General features: G+C 62.6%; 14 protein-coding genes. 5 read left to right on the top strand and 9 right to left on the bottom strand.

Features of this window, described 5'->3' with window-relative positions; genetic code table 11:
- Positions 1-4: 4 nt before the first annotated feature.
- The 4 genes from metX to LVS58_RS01835 form a co-directional block, all read right to left on the bottom strand.
- Positions 5-1144 (bottom strand): homoserine O-succinyltransferase MetX, encoded by a 1140-nt coding sequence (gene metX, locus LVS58_RS01850; RefSeq protein ID WP_233689655.1) that lies wholly within the window; start codon positions 1142-1144, stop codon positions 5-7.
- A gap of 99 nt (positions 1145-1243) precedes the next feature.
- On the bottom strand, positions 1244-1834 hold the full coding sequence (locus LVS58_RS01845; protein ID WP_233689654.1) for a YggT family protein: 591 nt from the start codon (positions 1832-1834) through the stop codon (positions 1244-1246).
- A gap of 10 nt (positions 1835-1844) precedes the next feature.
- Positions 1845-2663 carry a pyrroline-5-carboxylate reductase gene (gene proC, locus LVS58_RS01840; RefSeq protein WP_233689653.1) on the bottom strand — a complete coding sequence of 273 codons (819 nt, stop codon included), beginning with the start codon at positions 2661-2663 and terminating at the stop codon, positions 1845-1847.
- Positions 2664-2701: 38 nt separating this feature from the next.
- The gene (locus tag LVS58_RS01835; RefSeq protein ID WP_233689652.1) at positions 2702-3388 is read right to left on the bottom strand and encodes a YggS family pyridoxal phosphate-dependent enzyme; all 687 of its coding nucleotides are present in this window, start codon (positions 3386-3388) and stop codon (positions 2702-2704) included.
- Positions 3389-3453: 65 nt separating this feature from the next.
- Between LVS58_RS01835 and LVS58_RS01830 the strand changes: the two genes are divergently transcribed.
- Positions 3454-4452 (top strand): type IV pilus twitching motility protein PilT, encoded by a 999-nt coding sequence (locus tag LVS58_RS01830; RefSeq protein WP_233689651.1) that lies wholly within the window; start codon positions 3454-3456, stop codon positions 4450-4452.
- Positions 4453-4548: 96 nt separating this feature from the next.
- Here LVS58_RS01830 and LVS58_RS01825 read toward each other — a convergent pair whose 3' ends face one another.
- Complete coding sequence (locus LVS58_RS01825) at positions 4549-5172, bottom strand: C40 family peptidase (protein ID WP_233689650.1); 624 nt, start codon at positions 5170-5172, stop codon at positions 4549-4551.
- A gap of 166 nt (positions 5173-5338) precedes the next feature.
- On the opposite strand from LVS58_RS01825, the gene LVS58_RS01820 reads away from it, so the two are divergent.
- On the top strand, positions 5339-5758 hold the full coding sequence (locus LVS58_RS01820) for an NINE protein (protein WP_233689649.1): 420 nt from the start codon (positions 5339-5341) through the stop codon (positions 5756-5758).
- 93 nt (positions 5759-5851) lie between these two features.
- Here LVS58_RS01820 and LVS58_RS01815 read toward each other — a convergent pair whose 3' ends face one another.
- The 3 genes from LVS58_RS01815 to LVS58_RS01805 all read right to left on the bottom strand — a co-directional run bounded on the left by LVS58_RS01815 (position 5852) and on the right by LVS58_RS01805 (position 10695).
- Complete coding sequence (locus LVS58_RS01815) at positions 5852-6550, bottom strand: SPOR domain-containing protein (protein ID WP_233689648.1); 699 nt, start codon at positions 6548-6550, stop codon at positions 5852-5854.
- A gap of 1 nt (position 6551) precedes the next feature.
- Entirely contained in the window at positions 6552-8288 is a 1737-nt protein-coding gene (gene argS / locus LVS58_RS01810; RefSeq protein ID WP_233689647.1) for an arginine--tRNA ligase, read from the bottom strand.
- Between the two features lie 187 nt (positions 8289-8475).
- Positions 8476-10695 (bottom strand): primosomal protein N', encoded by a 2220-nt coding sequence (locus LVS58_RS01805; protein WP_233689646.1) that lies wholly within the window; start codon positions 10693-10695, stop codon positions 8476-8478.
- 167 nt (positions 10696-10862) lie between these two features.
- Here LVS58_RS01805 and rpmE point away from each other — a divergent pair, with 167 nt between their 5' ends.
- From rpmE to LVS58_RS01790, 3 genes are all read left to right on the top strand, one after another.
- Positions 10863-11078 (top strand): 50S ribosomal protein L31, encoded by a 216-nt coding sequence (gene rpmE / locus LVS58_RS01800; RefSeq protein ID WP_003249127.1) that lies wholly within the window; start codon positions 10863-10865, stop codon positions 11076-11078.
- A 2-nt stretch (positions 11079-11080) separates the two neighbouring features.
- Positions 11081-11902: a thermonuclease family protein gene (locus LVS58_RS01795; RefSeq protein WP_233689645.1), complete on the top strand. Its 822-nt coding sequence runs from the start codon at positions 11081-11083 to the stop codon at positions 11900-11902.
- 177 nt (positions 11903-12079) lie between these two features.
- Positions 12080-13348 (top strand): malic enzyme-like NAD(P)-binding protein, encoded by a 1269-nt coding sequence (locus LVS58_RS01790; protein WP_003249133.1) that lies wholly within the window; start codon positions 12080-12082, stop codon positions 13346-13348.
- A gap of 400 nt (positions 13349-13748) precedes the next feature.
- Here the strand turns inward: LVS58_RS01790 and LVS58_RS01785 are convergent, their stop codons facing one another.
- Positions 13749-16199, bottom strand: a complete 2451-nt coding sequence (locus LVS58_RS01785; RefSeq protein WP_442796428.1) for a penicillin-binding protein 1A — start codon at positions 16197-16199, stop codon at positions 13749-13751.
- Positions 16200-16391: the final 192 nt, after the last annotated feature.

Below are 16391 nucleotides of genomic sequence, written 5' to 3'. Positions count from 1 at the left end.
GTCCTCAGATGGCAATGCGGTTCATGTAGTTCGAGAAACCCTGCATGTAGCGAGGTGTGGGGATCAGGAAGGCATCGTGCCCGTAGGGCGAATCGATCTCCAGGTAGCAGACGTTCTTGCGTGCGGCCATCAGCGCGTCGACGATCTCGCGCGAACGGGCCGGAGAGAAGCGCCAGTCGGTGGTGAACGACATGATGCAATAGTCTGCCTTGACGTTGGCCAGGGTGGCGGCCAGATCACCACCGTGCGTGGCGGCCGGATCGAAGTAGTCCAGTGCCTTGGTCATCAGCAGGTAGGTGTTGGCGTCGAAACGGCCGGAAAACTCCTCGCCCTGATAGCGCAGGTAGCTTTCGACCTGGAACTCGACGCTGTGGAAGTCGTAGTTGAGCTTGTCGCTTTTCAGCTCTCGGCCGAATTTTTCACCCATCGAATCATCGGACAGGTAGGTAATGTGGCCGACCATGCGTGCCAGCATCAAGCCGCGCTTGGGGATCACGCCCTGGTCCTGGAACGAGCCTCCATGGAACTCAGGGTCGGTAAGAATAGCCTGGCGCGCCACCTCGTTGAAGGCGATGTTCTGCGCCGACAGCTTGGGTGCCGAAGCGATGTCGACGCAGTGGCGTACGCGCTCGGGGTAGGTCATCGTCCATTGCAGCGCCTGCATGCCACCCAGGCTACCGCCGACGATAGCTGCCCACTGCTGGATGCCCAGGCGGTCGGCCAGCCGTGCCTGGCTGTGTACCCAGTCTTCCACGGTCAATACCGGGAACTCGGCGCCATATGGTTTACCGGTGGCCGGGTTGATACTGCTGGGGCCGGTGCTGCCGTTGCAGCCGCCGAGGTTGTTCAGGCTGACCACGAAGAAGCGCTTGGTATCGATCGGTTTACCGGGGCCGATGCAGCTGTCCCACCAGCCCGGCTTGCGGTCGGTGGCGGTATGGTAGCCCGCGGCATGGTGGTGGCCGGACAGGGCATGGCAGATCAGCACGGCGTTACTCGCGCTGGCGTTCAGGGTGCCATAGGTCTCGTAGACCAGTTCGTAACTGGCCAGTGAACGGCCACAGGCCAGTGCCAGCGGTTCATCGAACCGGGCGGTTTGCGGTACTACCAGACCGACGGAATCTTCGGGAAAGACAGTTGACATCGACCCTGCTCACGCTTGACGGAGGCGTAAGTCTAAAGAGCGCTACCCCCAGCGGCAAGCAAAGGCTTGCGACTGGGGGCAGGCTGGCTCTGGTGAGCCTCAGATCATTCGCCACAGCTCTTGAGGCATGCCGGCGTAGGCGGCCAGCGGGGGCATGACAAACGACTGGATCACCTGGATCGCCAGGAAGGCGAAGATCGGCGAGATGTCCATGCCGCCCAGATTTGGCACCAGGCGGCGGAACGGCGCCAGCACGGGCTCGCTGATCTGGTAGGCCAGTTCGGCCGCCGGGTTGTGGCTGTTGGGTGCAACCCAGGAAATGATCACCATGACGATCATCGCCACCCAGAAAATCTTCAGGAACAGCGAGGTGATGCCGATGATTGCCCACATCAGCAGATGCAGGACGTCGCCGAAGGTACCGTAGGTGACCATCAGCACGAAGCCCATCAGCAGGGCCTGGATGACCACCGCCAGCAGTAGCGATGAAGTATCCAGCCCGCCAACGCTAGGGATGACCCGGCGAATCGGCTTGAGCAGCGGTTGGGTGGCACGAACGGCGAACTGGCACAGCGGGTTGTAGAAATTGGCCTTGACCAGTTGCAACACGAAGCGCAGCAGGACGATTACCAGGTAAAGGCTGACCAGGGTTTGCACCACGAAAATCGCGGCGCCTGACAGTGCATTCATCTAAAGCTCCTTATTTGCCCAGTTGTTCGGCCAGCTCGGCGGAGCGGGTGGCTGCAGCCTGCAGCGCCTGCTCGACGATGGCTTCGAAGCCGTTGGCCTGGAACGACTTGATCGCCGCTTCCGTGGTGCCGGCGGGCGAAGTGACGCGGCGGCGCAGCTCGGCAGCATCGACATCGCTTGCAACTGCCATGCGCGCGGCGCCCAGGGCCGTCTGCAAGGTCAGTTGGGAGGCCGTTTCGCGTGGCAGGCCGAGCTTTTCGCCTGCCGCGGTCATGGCCTCGATCAGCAGGAAGAAGTACGCCGGGCCACTGCCGGACACCGCTGTCACGGCGTCCAGTTGCTGTTCCTGCTCCAGCCACAGGGCGGTGCCCACGGCAGACAGCAGTTGTTCGGCCTGCTGACGCTGTTCGCCGGACACTTCAGCGGTGGCGTACAGGCCGCTCACGCCTTGGCGCAGCAATGCCGGGGTGTTGGGCATGCAGCGCACCACCGGGCGAGCGCCCACCCAGCTTTGCAGGCTGGCGCACGTGATGCCGGCGGCGATTGAAACGATCAGCTGGCCATTCTGCAGGTGGGGTTGCAGGGCCTGACATACGGTTTTCATGACTTGTGGCTTGACCGCCAGCACGATGACGTCAGCGCCATCGATGGCCTGGGCGTTGTCCTCGAAGGCTTCAATGCCGTGCTCGGCCTGGATGCGACTGCGGGTCTCGGCGCCCGGGTCGCTGGCGCGGATCTGCGAGGCGTCCAGGCCCTGGGCACGCAGACCACCGATCAGGCTGGCGGCCATGTTGCCGGCGCCGATAAAGGCAATACGTGTCTTGCTCATGTCAGGTCCTTGTGCAAAAGAGTGAGTGAAGCGTGGAATCAGGTGTTGCCGTAATCGCGGGCTCCGAACAGGGCCGTGCCAATCCGCACCCACGTCGCGCCCTGGGCGATAGCCGCTTCCAGGTCGTGGCTCATGCCCATGGACAGGGTATCCAGGCCGAGCCCCAGGCCTTCCTGCAACTTGCGCAGGCTGGCGAAGGCGGCCTCTTGGGCGACGCGGTCTTCGGTGGGCTCCGGGATTGCCATCAGCCCGCGCAGGTGCAGGTTGGGCAGTGCGGCTACGGCTTTGGCCAGCGCGGGTAGGTCGGCCGGGGCGCAGCCGGATTTACTGTCTTCGCCGCTGACGTTCACCTGCAGGCAGATGTTCAGCGGCGCCAACCCGGCAGGGCGCTGTTCCGACAGGCGTTGGGCAATTTTCAGGCGGTCCACGGAATGCACCCAGTCGAAATGCTCGGCGATGGATTTGGTCTTGTTCGACTGAATGGGGCCAATGAAGTGCCAGATCAAGGGCAAGTCGCTGAGCGCCTGCTGCTTTGTCAGTGCTTCCTGTAGGTAATTCTCCCCGAAGTCGCGCACGCCGGCGGCATGGACCTCGCGGATAGCGCTGGCGGGCTTGGTCTTGCTCACGGCCAGCAACTGGACGCTGGCCGGATCACGCCCGACTGCCTGGGCAGCACTGGCGATACGGGCGGAAATCGCGGAAAGGTTGTCTGCTAGGGTGGACATGGATCGATGCCGGCAGCTGTAGGGTCTGCGGCATTCTACCTGCTTGAAGGCCTTTGGGGAGTCTCATGGATGTGACTGAGCTGTTGGCCCGAGCTGTGGACGCGGGGGCTTCCGACCTGCACCTGGCCACAGGCCAGATTCCAATGCTGCGCCTGGATGGCGAGTTGCAGCGTATGGACTTGCCGCCCTTGAGCCGGGCTGCCTTGATCGTGGGCATGGCGAGTGTGCTGGATGACGATCAGCGCCGGCAGTGGGCCCAAGGCGATGAAATGGACCTTGCGCTGGAGTTGTCGGCGCTTGGGCGCTTTCGGCTGAACCTGTTTCGCCAGTTGAATGGCCTGGCGGTTACCTTTCGGTTGATTCCGGGGCGCATTGCGACAGTGAGTGAGCTGGACCTTGCGGATGTGTTTCAAGCTGTTGCGCAATGCCGGGATGGCTTGATCCTAGTGGGTGGGCCGACCGGCAGTGGCAAGTCCAGTACCCTGGCAACGCTGCTCGACCAGCTGAACCGCGAGCGGGCGCTGCACATCATCACCCTGGAAGACCCTGTCGAGGTCATCCATGCCAGCCAGCGCAGCCTGGTCAACCAGCGTGAGATGGGGCGCCATAGTCGCGGCTTTGCGCAGGGTCTACGCAGTGCGCTGCGCCAGGACCCGGACGTGATCATGATCGGTGAGTTGCGCGACCTGGAAACCATCCGCCTGGCGCTGCGCGCGGCCGAAACCGGGCACCTGGTACTGGCAACCGTGCATGCGCGTTCGGCGACCAGCAGCATCGACAGGTTGGTGGAGGTTTTTGCTGCCGAGGAAAAGCCGTTGGTGCGGGCGATGCTGGCCGAATCGCTGCGCCTGGTGGTCGCGCAGGTGCTGGTCAGGCGCGTGGGCGGTGGACGGGTGGCTGCGCGGGAAGTGCTGGTGGCGACGCCGGCGGTGCGAAACCTGGTTCGGGAGGGGCGGTTGGCGCAGTTGTCTTCGGTGATGCAGGGTGGGGCGGCGGACGGGATGCGGACGATGGAAGGGGCATTGCGCAGGCTGAGGGAGAAGGGTTTGATCGGTGTACTCTAGTGCCTGTCAGGGCCCTTTCGCGGGTAAACCCGCTCCTACGAGCGCCAGTGCAGGGCGTTGTAGGCGCAGGTTTACCCGCGAATAGGCTGCGCTTGCTTAACGCTTGGCCAGGCTCAGTTGCTGCTCTTTCGGCAGCACCCGCTTGGCCACCACGTAATGCTTTTGCCAGTAAGGCTTGCTCAAGGTGTCGATACTCACCCGCTTGCCACGGCGTGGCGCGTGAATGAAGCGGTCGTTACCCAGGTAGATGGCTACGTGATTGACCCGACGGCTCTTGATGTTGAAGAAGATCAGGTCGCCAGGCTTCAGATCACCCTTGGCCACCTTCACCCCGTGGCCCTGGGCCATGGCATTGGAGGTGCGCGGCAGGTCGACGTCGGCGACGTCGTTGAAGGCGTATTTGACCAGCCCGCTGCAGTCAAAGCCTTTTTTCGGGCTGCTGCCGCCCCAAACATAAGGGGTACCGAGCACATTTACCGCACGGCTCAGCACATCGCTGCTTTGCTTCGGCGACATGGCGGCGACATACGCACCGCGGCTGCTGACGGCATTGCCTGGGCGGGCGCGCAGTGCGGTCTGCTTGGCGGGTGCATGTTTCACCGACGCGTTGGTCGTGTAGCCGGTGAAACCGTTGGGAAGACGTTGCTCACGATTGGTGGCGTGGGCGGCCAGAGGCAATAATAGGCAGAGGGTCAGCCATGTCTTGATCAAAGGCGGCATAGATGAAGCTCTTATGAATAGTTATGTATTGGGCGCGCAACTTTATAACAGCTTTTTGATCAGTTATTGATCCGTTGGTCGATTGCCTAGGCACCGTATGTCGGCTTGCGACGAGAAAGTCACATTTTTTCTTAGAAAATTTTCGGATAACCGACGAGGGCTATGAATGAACAGTTATCAACAGGGGGTGCCCTTTCACGACACCCACAGTAAAACCATTGGCTACCTGCTGTGGATTTTCGGCTTCACCGGGTCCCACCGTTTCTATTACGGCAAGCCGATTACCGGGACCATCTGGTTCTTCACCTTCGGCTTGCTGGGCATTGGCTGGTTGATCGACCTGTTCCTGATCCCGTCCATGGACCGTGAAGCCGATTTGAGGTTTCAGTCCGGGCGTATCGACTACAACATCGCCTGGATCCTGCTGACCTTCCTGGGGGTGTTTGGCCTGCACCGGCTGTATCAGGGCAAGTGGATCACCGCGATCATCTATTTCTTCACCGGCGGGTTGTTCCTGGTGGGGGTGCTGTATGACTTCTGGACGTTGAACAGCCAGGTGTCCGAAAGGAATGCGGGGCGGGGCTGAAGGTGCCCAGGGCTGTTTTACAGCCTCTTCACGGGCAATGCTGTCCATATAAAAAGAAGGCCTTGTCGCACCGCTGCGGCAAGGCCTTTTTCGTTACTGACGGGTCTGCCGCTGTTGCAGCAACAGGTTGCTGAACCCGGCCCCTGCCAGCTGCTTCTGTGCCCCGGTCAGTTGCTCGCGATTGCTGAACGGCCCGACCAGCACGCGGTACCAGGTTTCATCCTTGACCGTGCCCGACTCCACTTTCACAGACTGGCCCAGCAGAATGATCTGTGCCCGTACCTTGTCGGCGTCGGCCTGCTTGCGGAACGAGCCGGCCTGAAGGAAGTACTGCGTGGTCGCTGCCGGCTTGATCACGGGTGGTGGCGGTGGCGGGGTCTGGCCGAGCAGCGCTGCCTGGGCCCGCGCCGTGTCGATTTTCGCCGCTTCTGCTGGTGTCACCGGGGTTACCGGCTGGGCCGGCACCGGTGGCGTTTTCTCCGGTACGGCTTCCGGCGGCACGATCACCTCAGACTCCGGCAGCAGGGTGTAGAAGTCGTACTTCGGCTTCACCGGCTGTTGCGGGGTAGTCTGCGCTGGCTTGCCGGCTTCGGCCGTTTTCGCCGGTTTCTCCTGCTCGGGCTTGGTGCGCTTGATGTCATCGCCACCGGGTTCGAGCTTCATCAGGAACACGATGAACGCGCCTACGGTGAGGCCGACCGCCAGCCATACCCAGCCGGGGATCGGCTGTTTGGCCGGTGCCGTCTGGCGGCTGGCGCCGCGTTTGGGGGCAGGTTTTTTCTTGGCAGCCAACTTACATGCGCTCCAGGGTTTCCAGGCCGAGCAGTTCCAGACCTTGTTTGAGGGTGCGGCCGGTCAGGGCGGCCAGGCGCAGCCGGCTCTGCTGCTGCGAAGGGGTTTCGGCCGCGAGTATCGGGCAGTTCTCGTAGAAGCTGGAGAACAGGCCGGCCAGGTCGTACAGGTAGCTGCACAGCACGTGCGGCGTGCCTTTTTCGGCGACGTTGTTGAGGATTTCGCCAAACTGCGCCAGGCGCGCAGCGAGGTCCTGCTCGTGGGCAGCCTGCAGCACGATTTTGCCGTCGATTTCGTCAAAGCCTTTGCCCAGCTTGCGGAACACGCCGGCTACGCGGGTGTAAGCGTACAGCAGGTAAGGGGCGGTGTTGCCTTCGAAGTTGAGCATCAGCTCGAAGTTGAAGCTGTAGTCGCTGGTGCGGTGCTTGGACAGGTCGGCGTATTTCACAGCGCCGATACCCACCACCTCGCCGATGTGGCGCAGTTCGTCGTCGGCCAGGCTCGGGTTCTTTTCCTTGACCAGCGCGTAGGCGCGCTCCTTGGCCTCGGTGAGCAGGTCGATCAGCTTAACGGTGCCGCCGTCACGGGTCTTGAACGGGCGGCCGTCGGCGCCGTTCATGGTGCCGAAGCCCATGTGTTCCATTTGCATCGGGTGGCTGACGAAGCCAGCGCGGCGGGCTACTTCGAACACCTGATTGAAGTGCAGGGCCTGGCGCTGGTCGACGAAGTACAGTGCGCGGTCAGCCTTCAACACGTTGCTGCGGTAACGCACGGCAGCCAGGTCGGTGGTGGCGTACAGATAGCCGCCGTCAGCCTTCTGCACGATCACCGGCAGGGGGTCGCCTTCGCTGTTCTTGAACTCATCAAGGAACACGCATTGGGCGCCCTGGTCTTCGACCAGCAGGCCCTTGGCCTTGAGGTCGGCCACTACGTTGGCCAAGTCGTCGTTGTAGGCGCTTTCGCCCATGACGTCGGCCATGGTCAGCTTGACGTTCAGCAGCTCGTAGGTCTTCTGGCAGTGCGACAGCGAGATGTCCTTGAAACGTGTCCAAAGGGCCAGGCACTCGGGGTCACCGGCTTGCAGCTTGACCACCAGGCCGCGGGCGCGCGTGGCGAACTCTTCCGATTCATCGAAGCGTTTCTTCGCCGCGCGGTAGAAGTTTTCCAGGTCCGACAGCTCGTCGCTGGTGATCGGGTTTTCCTGCAGGTAGGCCATCAGCATGCCGAACTGGGTACCCCAGTCGCCGACGTGGTTCTGGCGGATGACGTTGTCGCCCAGGAATTCCAGCACGCGTGCAACGCTGTCACCGATGATGGTCGAGCGCAGGTGGCCGACGTGCATTTCCTTGGCCAGGTTGGGTGCCGACATGTCGATCACCACCTTTTGCGCCGGGCCGGCTTTGCGCGCACCCAGGTGGGCGTCGGCCAGGGCGGCATCCAGGCGGTTGGCCAGGGCGTCGGTGTTCTGGAAGAAGTTGAGGAAGCCGGGGCCTGCAATCTCAACCTTACTGATGTCGGCGCTGGCCGGCAGGGCGTTGATCAGTTTTTCGGCAAGGTCGCGCGGCTTCATGCCGGCCGGCTTGGCCAGCATCATGGCGATGTTGCTGGCGAAGTCGCCGTGGGTCTTGTCCCGGGCGTTTTCCACCTGGATCGCCGGCGACAGCCCTTCAGGCAGCACACCGTCGGTGACGAGTTGGGTGAGGGCTTGCTGGATCAGCTGGCGAATGGTGTCTTTCATGGGGATCTCTTTTCGACCGCAAGCGCGGTGAGCGCCTGGATGCGCAGGTGGAAAAACTGGGCATTATCCGTTGCCGGGAGCAGGTTGCCAACCTTTGGGCGGCAAGCAGGCGGCCACAAGCGGCAAGAAAAAGCGGCATTGCACCCGCCCGGCGCTTGCTTGCGGCCGGTAACCCCCAGCTTGTAGCTCAGTACAGGTCTACCGGGTCGACATCCAGCGACCAGCGCACCTGGCGCCCGCTCGGCAACTGTTCCAACACTAGCAACCAGGCGCTGATCAGTCGATGCAACGGCGCCCGGGTATTGGCCTGTATCAACAGTTGTGCGCGGAATCGTCCGGCGCGGCGCTCCATGGGCGCTGGTACCGGGCCCAGCAGTTCGATGCCCGGCAGGTGTTGTTCGGCCACCAGGCGCTCGGCAGCGGCACAGGCTTCGTCGAGGAAGCCTTCGGCCTGCCCCGGCTTGTGTGCTTCGGCACGCAGCAAGGCCAGGTGCGAGTAAGGCGGCAGCCCGGCGGCTCGGCGTTCGTCCAGGGCCTGTTCGGCGAAGGCAAAGTAGCCTTGCTCGGTTAGCTGCACCAGCAGGGGGTGGTCGGCCAGGTGGGTCTGGATGATGACCTTGCCGGGCTCTTCGGCCCGCCCGGCCCGCCCGGCCACCTGTACGATAAGTTGTGCCATACGCTCGCTGGCGCGGAAATCACCGGAAAACAGCCCGCCATCGGCATCGAGGATGGCCACCAGGGTCACCCGCGGGAAGTGGTGGCCTTTGGCAAGCATCTGGGTGCCGACGAGGATGCTCGGCTGGCCGCGCTGGATGGTGCTGAACAGGTTGTGCATGGCGTCCTTGCGCGCTGTGCTGTCGCGGTCCACGCGCAGGATCGGGTAATCGGGGAACAGCACCTTCAGGCGCTCTTCGGCGCGCTCGGTACCGGCACCGACCGGGCGCAGGTCGACGTGGTCGCATTGCGGGCACTGGTGCGGCAGGCGTTCGTCATAGCCACAGTGGTGGCAGCGCAGCACGCCGGAGCGCTGGTGCACGGTCATGCGCGCATCGCAGCGTGGGCATTCGGACAACCAGCCGCAATCGTGGCACAGCAATGTTGGGGCAAAGCCACGGCGGTTGAGGAACACCAGCACTTGTTGGCCAGCTTCCAGGGTCTGTCGGATAGCCTGCTGCAGCGGGCCGCTGATGCCGCTGTCCAGTGGCAGGCTTTTCACATCAAGGCGCAGCATGCGCGGTGGGCGTGCCCCCCCGGCGCGTTGGTTCATGCGCAGCAGGCGGTAGCGGCCGGTCAGGGCGTTATGCAAGGTTTCCAGCGACGGTGTGGCGGAGCCGAGCAGGATCGGGATGTTCTCCTGGTGCGCGCGTACCAGCGCCAGGTCGCGGGCGTGGTAACGCAGGCCTTCCTGCTGTTTATAAGAGCCGTCGTGCTCTTCGTCGATGATGATCAGGCCTGGGTTTTTCATCGGCGTGAACAATGCCGAGCGGGTGCCGATGATGATATCGGCCTCGCCGTCCCGTGCCGCCAGCCAGGCATCCAGGCGTTCGCGGTCGTTCACCGCAGAGTGCAGCAGGGCAATGCGCGCGTTGAAGCGTTGCTCGAAGCGCGCCAGGGTTTGCGGGCCGAGGTTGATCTCCGGGATCAGCACCAGGGCCTGCTTGCCGGCTTCCAGGGTTTCGCGGATCAGTTGCAGGTAGACTTCGGTCTTGCCACTGCCGGTGACGCCGGCCAGCAAGAACGCGCCGAAGCCGCCAAAGCCCTCGCACACGGCGTCGAAGGCGTCGCGTTGCTCTTCGTTGAGGGGGAGTTCCGGCTGTGCCAGCCAGTGCTCATGGCGTAGTGCCGGCAAGTGGCGGCGCGTCTCGATCTGCACCAGATCCTTGGCCAGCAGCAGGTCGAGGCTGTCCTTGTTCAGGTTGAGTTTGGCCAGCAGGCTGTGGGCCACGCCATGCGGGTGCTGGGCCAGGGTCTTGAGGGCGTCGCGCTGGCGCGGCGCGCGGGCGATGCGCGGGTCTTCCAGGCGGGCGCCAGGGGCTATGTGCCAGAAGCGTTCCTGGCGCATTTCGGCGGCTTCGCCCTGGCGTAGCAGCGTGGGCAGCGCCCAGCTCAGGGTATCGCCCAGGCTGTGCTGGTAGTACTGGGCGGTCCACAGGCACAGCTTGAACAGCGACGCGGGGATGGGGGACACCGGGTCGAGCAGGGCAGTGGCCGGCTTCAGTTTGTCGGCGGGCACTTCGCTCTGCGTGCACACCTCTATCAGCACGCCAATCATTTCGCGGCGACCAAAGGGCACGCGGATGCGCATGCCAGGGGTCAAGGTCTGGCGCGCCATGCTCGCCGGCGCCTTGTAGTCGAACAGGCGGCGCAGCGGAGAGGGCAGGGCAAGGCGCAGGATGACGTCGGACACGCAGAAAGTCTCGGAGGGCGTTACAAGGACTGGCGAGCCTAGCAGACGACGGTCGGTGCAAGCGACATCTTGCGCTGACGGTGTGCTCTGGTATTATTCGCCGCCTAATTACGTGCGGTATTCAACAATTGGTGTTGGGTGGCGGCACGCAGCTCGAGGAAGTGACCATGAAAGAAGGTATCCACCCGAACTACGAAGTAGTTGCAGTCACCTGCAGCTGCGGTAACAAGTTCGAAACTCGTTCGACCCTGGGCAACGTCCTGTCGATCGACGTTTGCAACCTGTGCCACCCGTTCTACACCGGTAAGCAGAAAGTTCTGGACACCGGTGGTCGCGTACAGAAGTTCGCCGATCGCTTCGGTATGTTCGGTGCCAAGAAGTAATCATGCGCATGGCGAATCCTTCGGGCTTCGCATTGTTGCTGAAGAAGGCGTCCCTTGTGGGCGCCTTTTTTGTGGGCGTTATCTGGCATTTCCCGGTCCTGGCGTTCTGCCCGCAGCCGGATAAGCCCCAGTGGGTAGCGGTACGACAGGTGGTTGATGGCGACACCTTGCGTCTGGTCGATGGCCGTAGTGTGCGGCTGATCGGTATCAATGCCCCGGAAATAGGCCGCAAGGGACGTACCAGCGAGCCCTATGCCGAAGCTGCCAGGCGGCGGTTGCAGGCCTTGGTAAAGGCCAATGACGATCGCGTCGGGCTGGTGCCTGGTGTTGAAGGTAAAGACAAGTACGGTCGCACACTGGCGCACATCTACAGCCGCAATGGCGACAATCTGGAAGCACAACTGCTTAGCGAGGGCTTGGCCTACCGCGTGGCCATTGCCCCTAATGTGCGTTTCAGCGGCTGCCAGCAGCTTGCCGAACACGTAGCGCGCCAGGCTGGCGTTGGCCTGTGGCGGCATTCGCCCGTAGTGGCTGCAAGCGATGTCAGGCAGTCAGGTTTCGCTGTTGTGCGTGGGCGTATCGAAGGCATCGAGCGCAATCGTGGTGGGGTCTGGCTTACCCTGGGCAGTACCCTGGTGCTGCAGGTTCCCGCTCGTCTGCAGCGCAACTTCCCCGCCGGCTTCTTCGATAACCTCAAGGGACGCCAGGTCGAAGCGCGCGGCTGGGTGCTGGATCGTTCCCGCAAGGGCGGCCTCAAGCCCGGGCAGCGACGCTGGGTATTGCCATTGACCGATCCGAGCATGTTGGAGCGCATTTCAGGCTAAAAGATGTAGACAGTTCGCTACTGGATTGTACACACTGTTGGCCGTATGCCCCGTGGGTTTTAGCGTAAAGTCGTAGGCTAAAGGCCTTGACACTAGTGACCGGCCAGTCTTGTGACTCCCGGGCTCTTTGCGTATCCTCGGCGGTCCGTCAGAACAGTAAATAGCGGAATGCCCACCATGTCAGACCTGAAAACCGCCGCTCTCGAATATCACGCTCAACCTCGTCCGGGGAAACTGAGCGTTGAACTTTCCAAGCCCACTGCCACCGCCCGTGACCTCGCCCTGGCCTACAGCCCAGGTGTTGCAGAGCCGGTGCGCGAAATTGGTCGTGATCCAGAGCTGGCTTACAAATACACCGGCAAAGGCAACCTGGTTGCGGTGATTTCCGATGGCACTGCCATCCTCGGTCTGGGTGACCTCGGCCCACTGGCTTCCAAGCCGGTCATGGAAGGCAAGGGTGTTCTGTTCAAGCGTTTTGCCGGTATCGATGTGTTCGACATCGAAGTCGAGTCGGAAAGCCCGCAAGCGTTCATCGACACTGTTCGCCGCATCTCGATCACCTTCGGTGGCATCAACCTTGAAGACATCAAGGCACCTGAGTGCTTTGAAATCGAGCGCACCCTGATCGAGCAGTGCGACATCCCGGTGTTCCACGATGACCAGCACGGTACTGCCATCGTGACTGCCGCGGGCATGATCAACGCCCTGGAAATCGCCGGCAAGAAACTGGAAGACGCCAAGATCGTCTGCCTGGGTGCCGGTGCTGCTGCCATTTCCTGCATGAAGCTGCTGGTGAGCATGGGTGCGAAGGTCGAGAACATTTTCATGATCGACCGTAGTGGCGTGATCCACGCTGGCCGTGACGACCTGAACCAGTACAAGGCGCAGTTCGCCCACGCGACCGACAAGCGTACCCTGGCCGACGCCCTTGATGGTGCCGACGTGTTCGTAGGTCTGTCTGGCCCGAACCTGCTGAGCCCGGAAGGCCTGAAGTCGATGGCCGCCAACCCGATCGTGTTCGCCTGCTCGAACCCGGACCCGGAAATCTCCCCAGAGCTGGCGCACGCCACTCGCAACGACGTGATCATGGCTACCGGTCGTTCCGACTACCCGAACCAGGTCAACAACGTACTGGGCTTCCCGTTCATCTTCCGTGGTGCTCTGGACGTTCGCGCCAAGCGTATCAACGAAGAGATGAAGATCGCTGCCGCTATCGCCCTGAAAGACCTGGCCAAGCTGCCAGTGCCGAAGGAAGTCTGCGAAGCCTATGGCGTTGAAGGCCTGGAGTTCGGCCGTGAGTACATCATTCCGAAGCCGCTGGATGCACGCTTGATCACCGTCGTTTCCGATGCTGTAGCCAAGGCTGCCATCGAATCCGGCGTGGCTACCCTGCCTTATCCGAAGCATTACCCGCTGACCAGCGTGGATGAAGTGTTCAACGGCTGATTGCCGCAAGCGACATAAAAAAGCCCCGGCTCGCATGAGCCGGGGCTTTTTGTTGGGGCTGGGAATGTGTCAGGGCTGCAAGGTGTTCGTCAGGGCACATGTGGCGCCTATCAGGTCGAGCGCCGCCCACGCGGGCATCGCGACGCAAGGCCGCTCCCACATTTGTTGCAACGTGGCCATGCCTGTGAGGCCATGGTTGTCAGCCTTGCTGGCATGACTGGATTTGGAGGTGGGCATTGATGCCGCCCCGCCTGTCTCAAGGCATGCACCCAGGCGGGCAACCATGGCCTGGCAGGTGCGGCACGTTGCAGCAGATGTGGGAGCGGCCTTGCGTCGCGATGCCCGCGCGGGCGGCGCTCGATTCACGCGCCCACGCAAAACCTGAGTCAGGCGCCTTGCCTTAGAACAGGTCCATCGGCGTCGCTTCATCGGCTGGCAGCGGGCTGCCCGGTGTCGCGCCATTGCCCAGTTCGTCCACCGACGGCGGCGAATCTTCTGCTTTGAACAGCTCGAAGTAGGCATTCGGTGTGCTTGGCGATGCAGCGCGCCCGCTGACCGGGTCGACGCGCAAGCTGAGAATGCCCTCCGGCTCTGCCGGGGCATGCGCAGGCTTGTCCTTGAGCGCCGCACCCATGAAGCTCATCCATATCGGCAGTGCCGCAGTCCCACCATATTCGCGGCGGCCGAGGGTTTCCGGTTGGTCGAAGCCGACCCAGACGGTAGTCACGTAATCGGCGTTGTAACCGGAGAACCAGGCGTCCTTGGATTCGTTGGTAGTACCCGTCTTGCCCGCCAGGTCGGTGCGGCCCAAGGCCAGCGCCCGGCGGCCGGTGCCGCGCTTGATCACGTCCTGCAGCATGCTGGTGAGGATGTAGGTGGTACGCCCGTCGATGATCTGTTCGGCTACTGCCGGTGCTTGCGGGGCCGCGGCAACCTGGCTGAAGGCAGAAGGTGCCTCGCCTGGCATTGCCGTAGTGCTGATTGGCTGCTCGGGTGCGGCCAGGCCCGCCTGGTCTTCGGCACCTTGCGGTACGCGGGCCGGGTTGGCGGTGAACAGGGTTTCGCCGCTGCGGCTTTCGATGCGCTCGATCAGGTACGGGGTGATCTTGTACCCACCGTTGGCAAAGGTGCTCCAGCCGGTGGCGATTTCCATCGGGGTCAGGGTAGCGGTGCCCAGCGCCAGCGACAGGTTGCGCGGCAGGTCCTGCTTGTTGAAGCCGAATTTGGCGATGTAGTCGATGGTGCGGTCCACGCCCATGGCTTGCAGCAGGCGGATCGACACCAGGTTACGTGACTTGTACAGCGCCTCACGCATGCGGATAGGGCCGAGGAAGGTGTTGGTATCGTTCTTCGGTCGCCACACTTTGTCCACCGACTCGTCAACGAACACGATCGGTGCATCGTTGACCAGGCTGGAAGCGGTGTAGCCGCTGTCCAGCGCGGCGCTGTAGATGAAGGGTTTGAAACTTGAGCCCGGTTGGCGCTTGGCCTGCACGGCGCGGTTGTAGTTGCTCTGCTCGAACGAGAAACCGCCGACCAGGGCGCGGATGGCACCGTTGCTCGGGTCGAGGGTGACCAGGGCGCTCTGCGCACCGGGTACCTGGCTGAACTTCAACGTGCCGTCGTCAAGGCGTTGCAGGCGCACCAGGTCACCGACCTGGGCCACGTCGGCCGGCGACTGCGGTGCGCGGCCCTGGGCGTTGGTGTTGATGAATGGACGCGCCCATTTCATGGTGTTCCAGGCAACCTGCGCCTCTTGGCCGTCACGGGTCAGCACCTTGAGGCCGGTGTGTTCCACCTGGGTGACAATGGCTGGCTCCAGGCCGCCAAGGGTGCGTTGCTTGCCCAGCTCCTGCAGCCAGGCTGCGTGGGTGCGGCCCGGGAAGCGTGCTTCAGGGCCACGGTAGCCGTGGCGCTCATCGTAATCGGAGAGCCCGTTGAGGACGGCCTTGTTGGCCATTTCCTGCATGTCGCTTGGCACGGTGGTCGTAACGCGGAAGCCTTCGGTGTAGGCGTCGCTGCCGTAGCGGCCGACCATTTCTGCGCGGGCCATTTCGGCGATGTAGGGGGCATTCACCTCAGGCGTAGGCACGTGATAGCTGGCGTTGAGCGGCTCGGCCAGGGCGGCCTGGTAGCTGGCCTGGTCGATCTTGCCCAGCTTGTACATGCGTCCGAGGATCCAGTCGCGGCGCTCTTTGGCGCGCACCGGGTTGGCCAGCGGGTTGAAGCGCGACGGTGCCTTGGGCAGGCCGGCGATCATTGCCATCTGCGCCAGGCTCACATCACGGATGGACTTGCCGTAATACACCTGTGCTGCGGCATCAATACCGTAGGCGCGGTTGCCCAGGTAGATCTTGTTCACGTACAGCTCAAGGATTTCGTCCTTGGTCAGCTCACGCTCGATCTGCAGGGCCAGCAGGATTTCGTTGGTCTTGCGTGAGAAGCTGCGTTCGCTGGTGAGGAAGAAGTTCTTCGCCACCTGCATGGTGATGGTGCTGCCGCCGGTCTGGATATGACCGGTTTTCACCAGCTGGGTCGCGGCGCGCATCAGGCTGCTGGGGTCGACACCGTAGTGGTTGAGGAAGTTGTCGTCCTCGGCTGACAGCAGCGCCTGAATGAATTGTGGGGGAATTTCCGCGAAGCGGATCGGCGAGCGGCGCATTTCGCCGAATTCGGCAATCAGCTTGCCATCGCTGCTGTACACCCTGAGGGGGATCTGCAACTGGATGCTTCTGAGGGACTCGACCGAGGGCAGGCTGGGGCTAAGATACAGAAACGCACCGCTCACACCGAGTACGAGCGCGCAGATGACTGCGACGGAAGACCACCAGAAGAACTTCAGCAGACGTATCAAGGCTTTTCGGTGTCCAGGTTGGGAGTGGATTGCACGCAGGTCCGGTGGACCAAAAAACGCTGGGCATTATAAGCATTTTTCGCCTCTCCGGGTGACCGGCCAGGCTACCCGTCGACTCGATGAGTAGCCCCGGCCCAGTGTTGCCGCGGGGTTGCGACAGGTGGCTGCGCTTGGCAGTTGCAACAGACA

This window comes from Pseudomonas sp. JR33AA, from assembly GCF_021378985.1.
In the GTDB taxonomy this organism is placed as follows: domain Bacteria; phylum Pseudomonadota; class Gammaproteobacteria; order Pseudomonadales; family Pseudomonadaceae; genus Aquipseudomonas; species Aquipseudomonas alloputida.
This window is presented reverse-complemented; position numbering and strand designations above follow the sequence as displayed.

What these genes read in the sequence shown, in the direction of transcription:
- metX (WP_233689655.1), bottom strand. Translation starts at nt 1,144, where the DNA reads ATGTCAACTGTCTTTCCCGAAGATTCCGTCGGTCTGGTAGTACCGCAA.
- LVS58_RS01845 (WP_233689654.1), bottom strand. Translation starts at nt 1,834, where the DNA reads ATGAATGCACTGTCAGGCGCCGCGATTTTCGTGGTGCAAACCCTGGTC.
- proC (WP_233689653.1), bottom strand. Translation starts at nt 2,663, where the DNA reads ATGAGCAAGACACGTATTGCCTTTATCGGCGCCGGCAACATGGCCGCC.
- LVS58_RS01835 (WP_233689652.1), bottom strand. Translation starts at nt 3,388, where the DNA reads ATGTCCACCCTAGCAGACAACCTTTCCGCGATTTCCGCCCGTATCGCC.
- LVS58_RS01830 (WP_233689651.1), top strand. Translation starts at nt 3,454, where the DNA reads ATGGATGTGACTGAGCTGTTGGCCCGAGCTGTGGACGCGGGGGCTTCC.
- LVS58_RS01825 (WP_233689650.1), bottom strand. Translation starts at nt 5,172, where the DNA reads ATGCCGCCTTTGATCAAGACATGGCTGACCCTCTGCCTATTATTGCCT.
- LVS58_RS01820 (WP_233689649.1), top strand. Translation starts at nt 5,339, where the DNA reads ATGAACAGTTATCAACAGGGGGTGCCCTTTCACGACACCCACAGTAAA.
- argS (WP_233689647.1), bottom strand. Translation starts at nt 8,288, where the DNA reads ATGAAAGACACCATTCGCCAGCTGATCCAGCAAGCCCTCACCCAACTC.
- rpmE (WP_003249127.1), top strand. Translation starts at nt 10,863, where the DNA reads ATGAAAGAAGGTATCCACCCGAACTACGAAGTAGTTGCAGTCACCTGC.
- LVS58_RS01795 (WP_233689645.1), top strand. Translation starts at nt 11,081, where the DNA reads ATGCGCATGGCGAATCCTTCGGGCTTCGCATTGTTGCTGAAGAAGGCG.
- LVS58_RS01790 (WP_003249133.1), top strand. Translation starts at nt 12,080, where the DNA reads ATGTCAGACCTGAAAACCGCCGCTCTCGAATATCACGCTCAACCTCGT.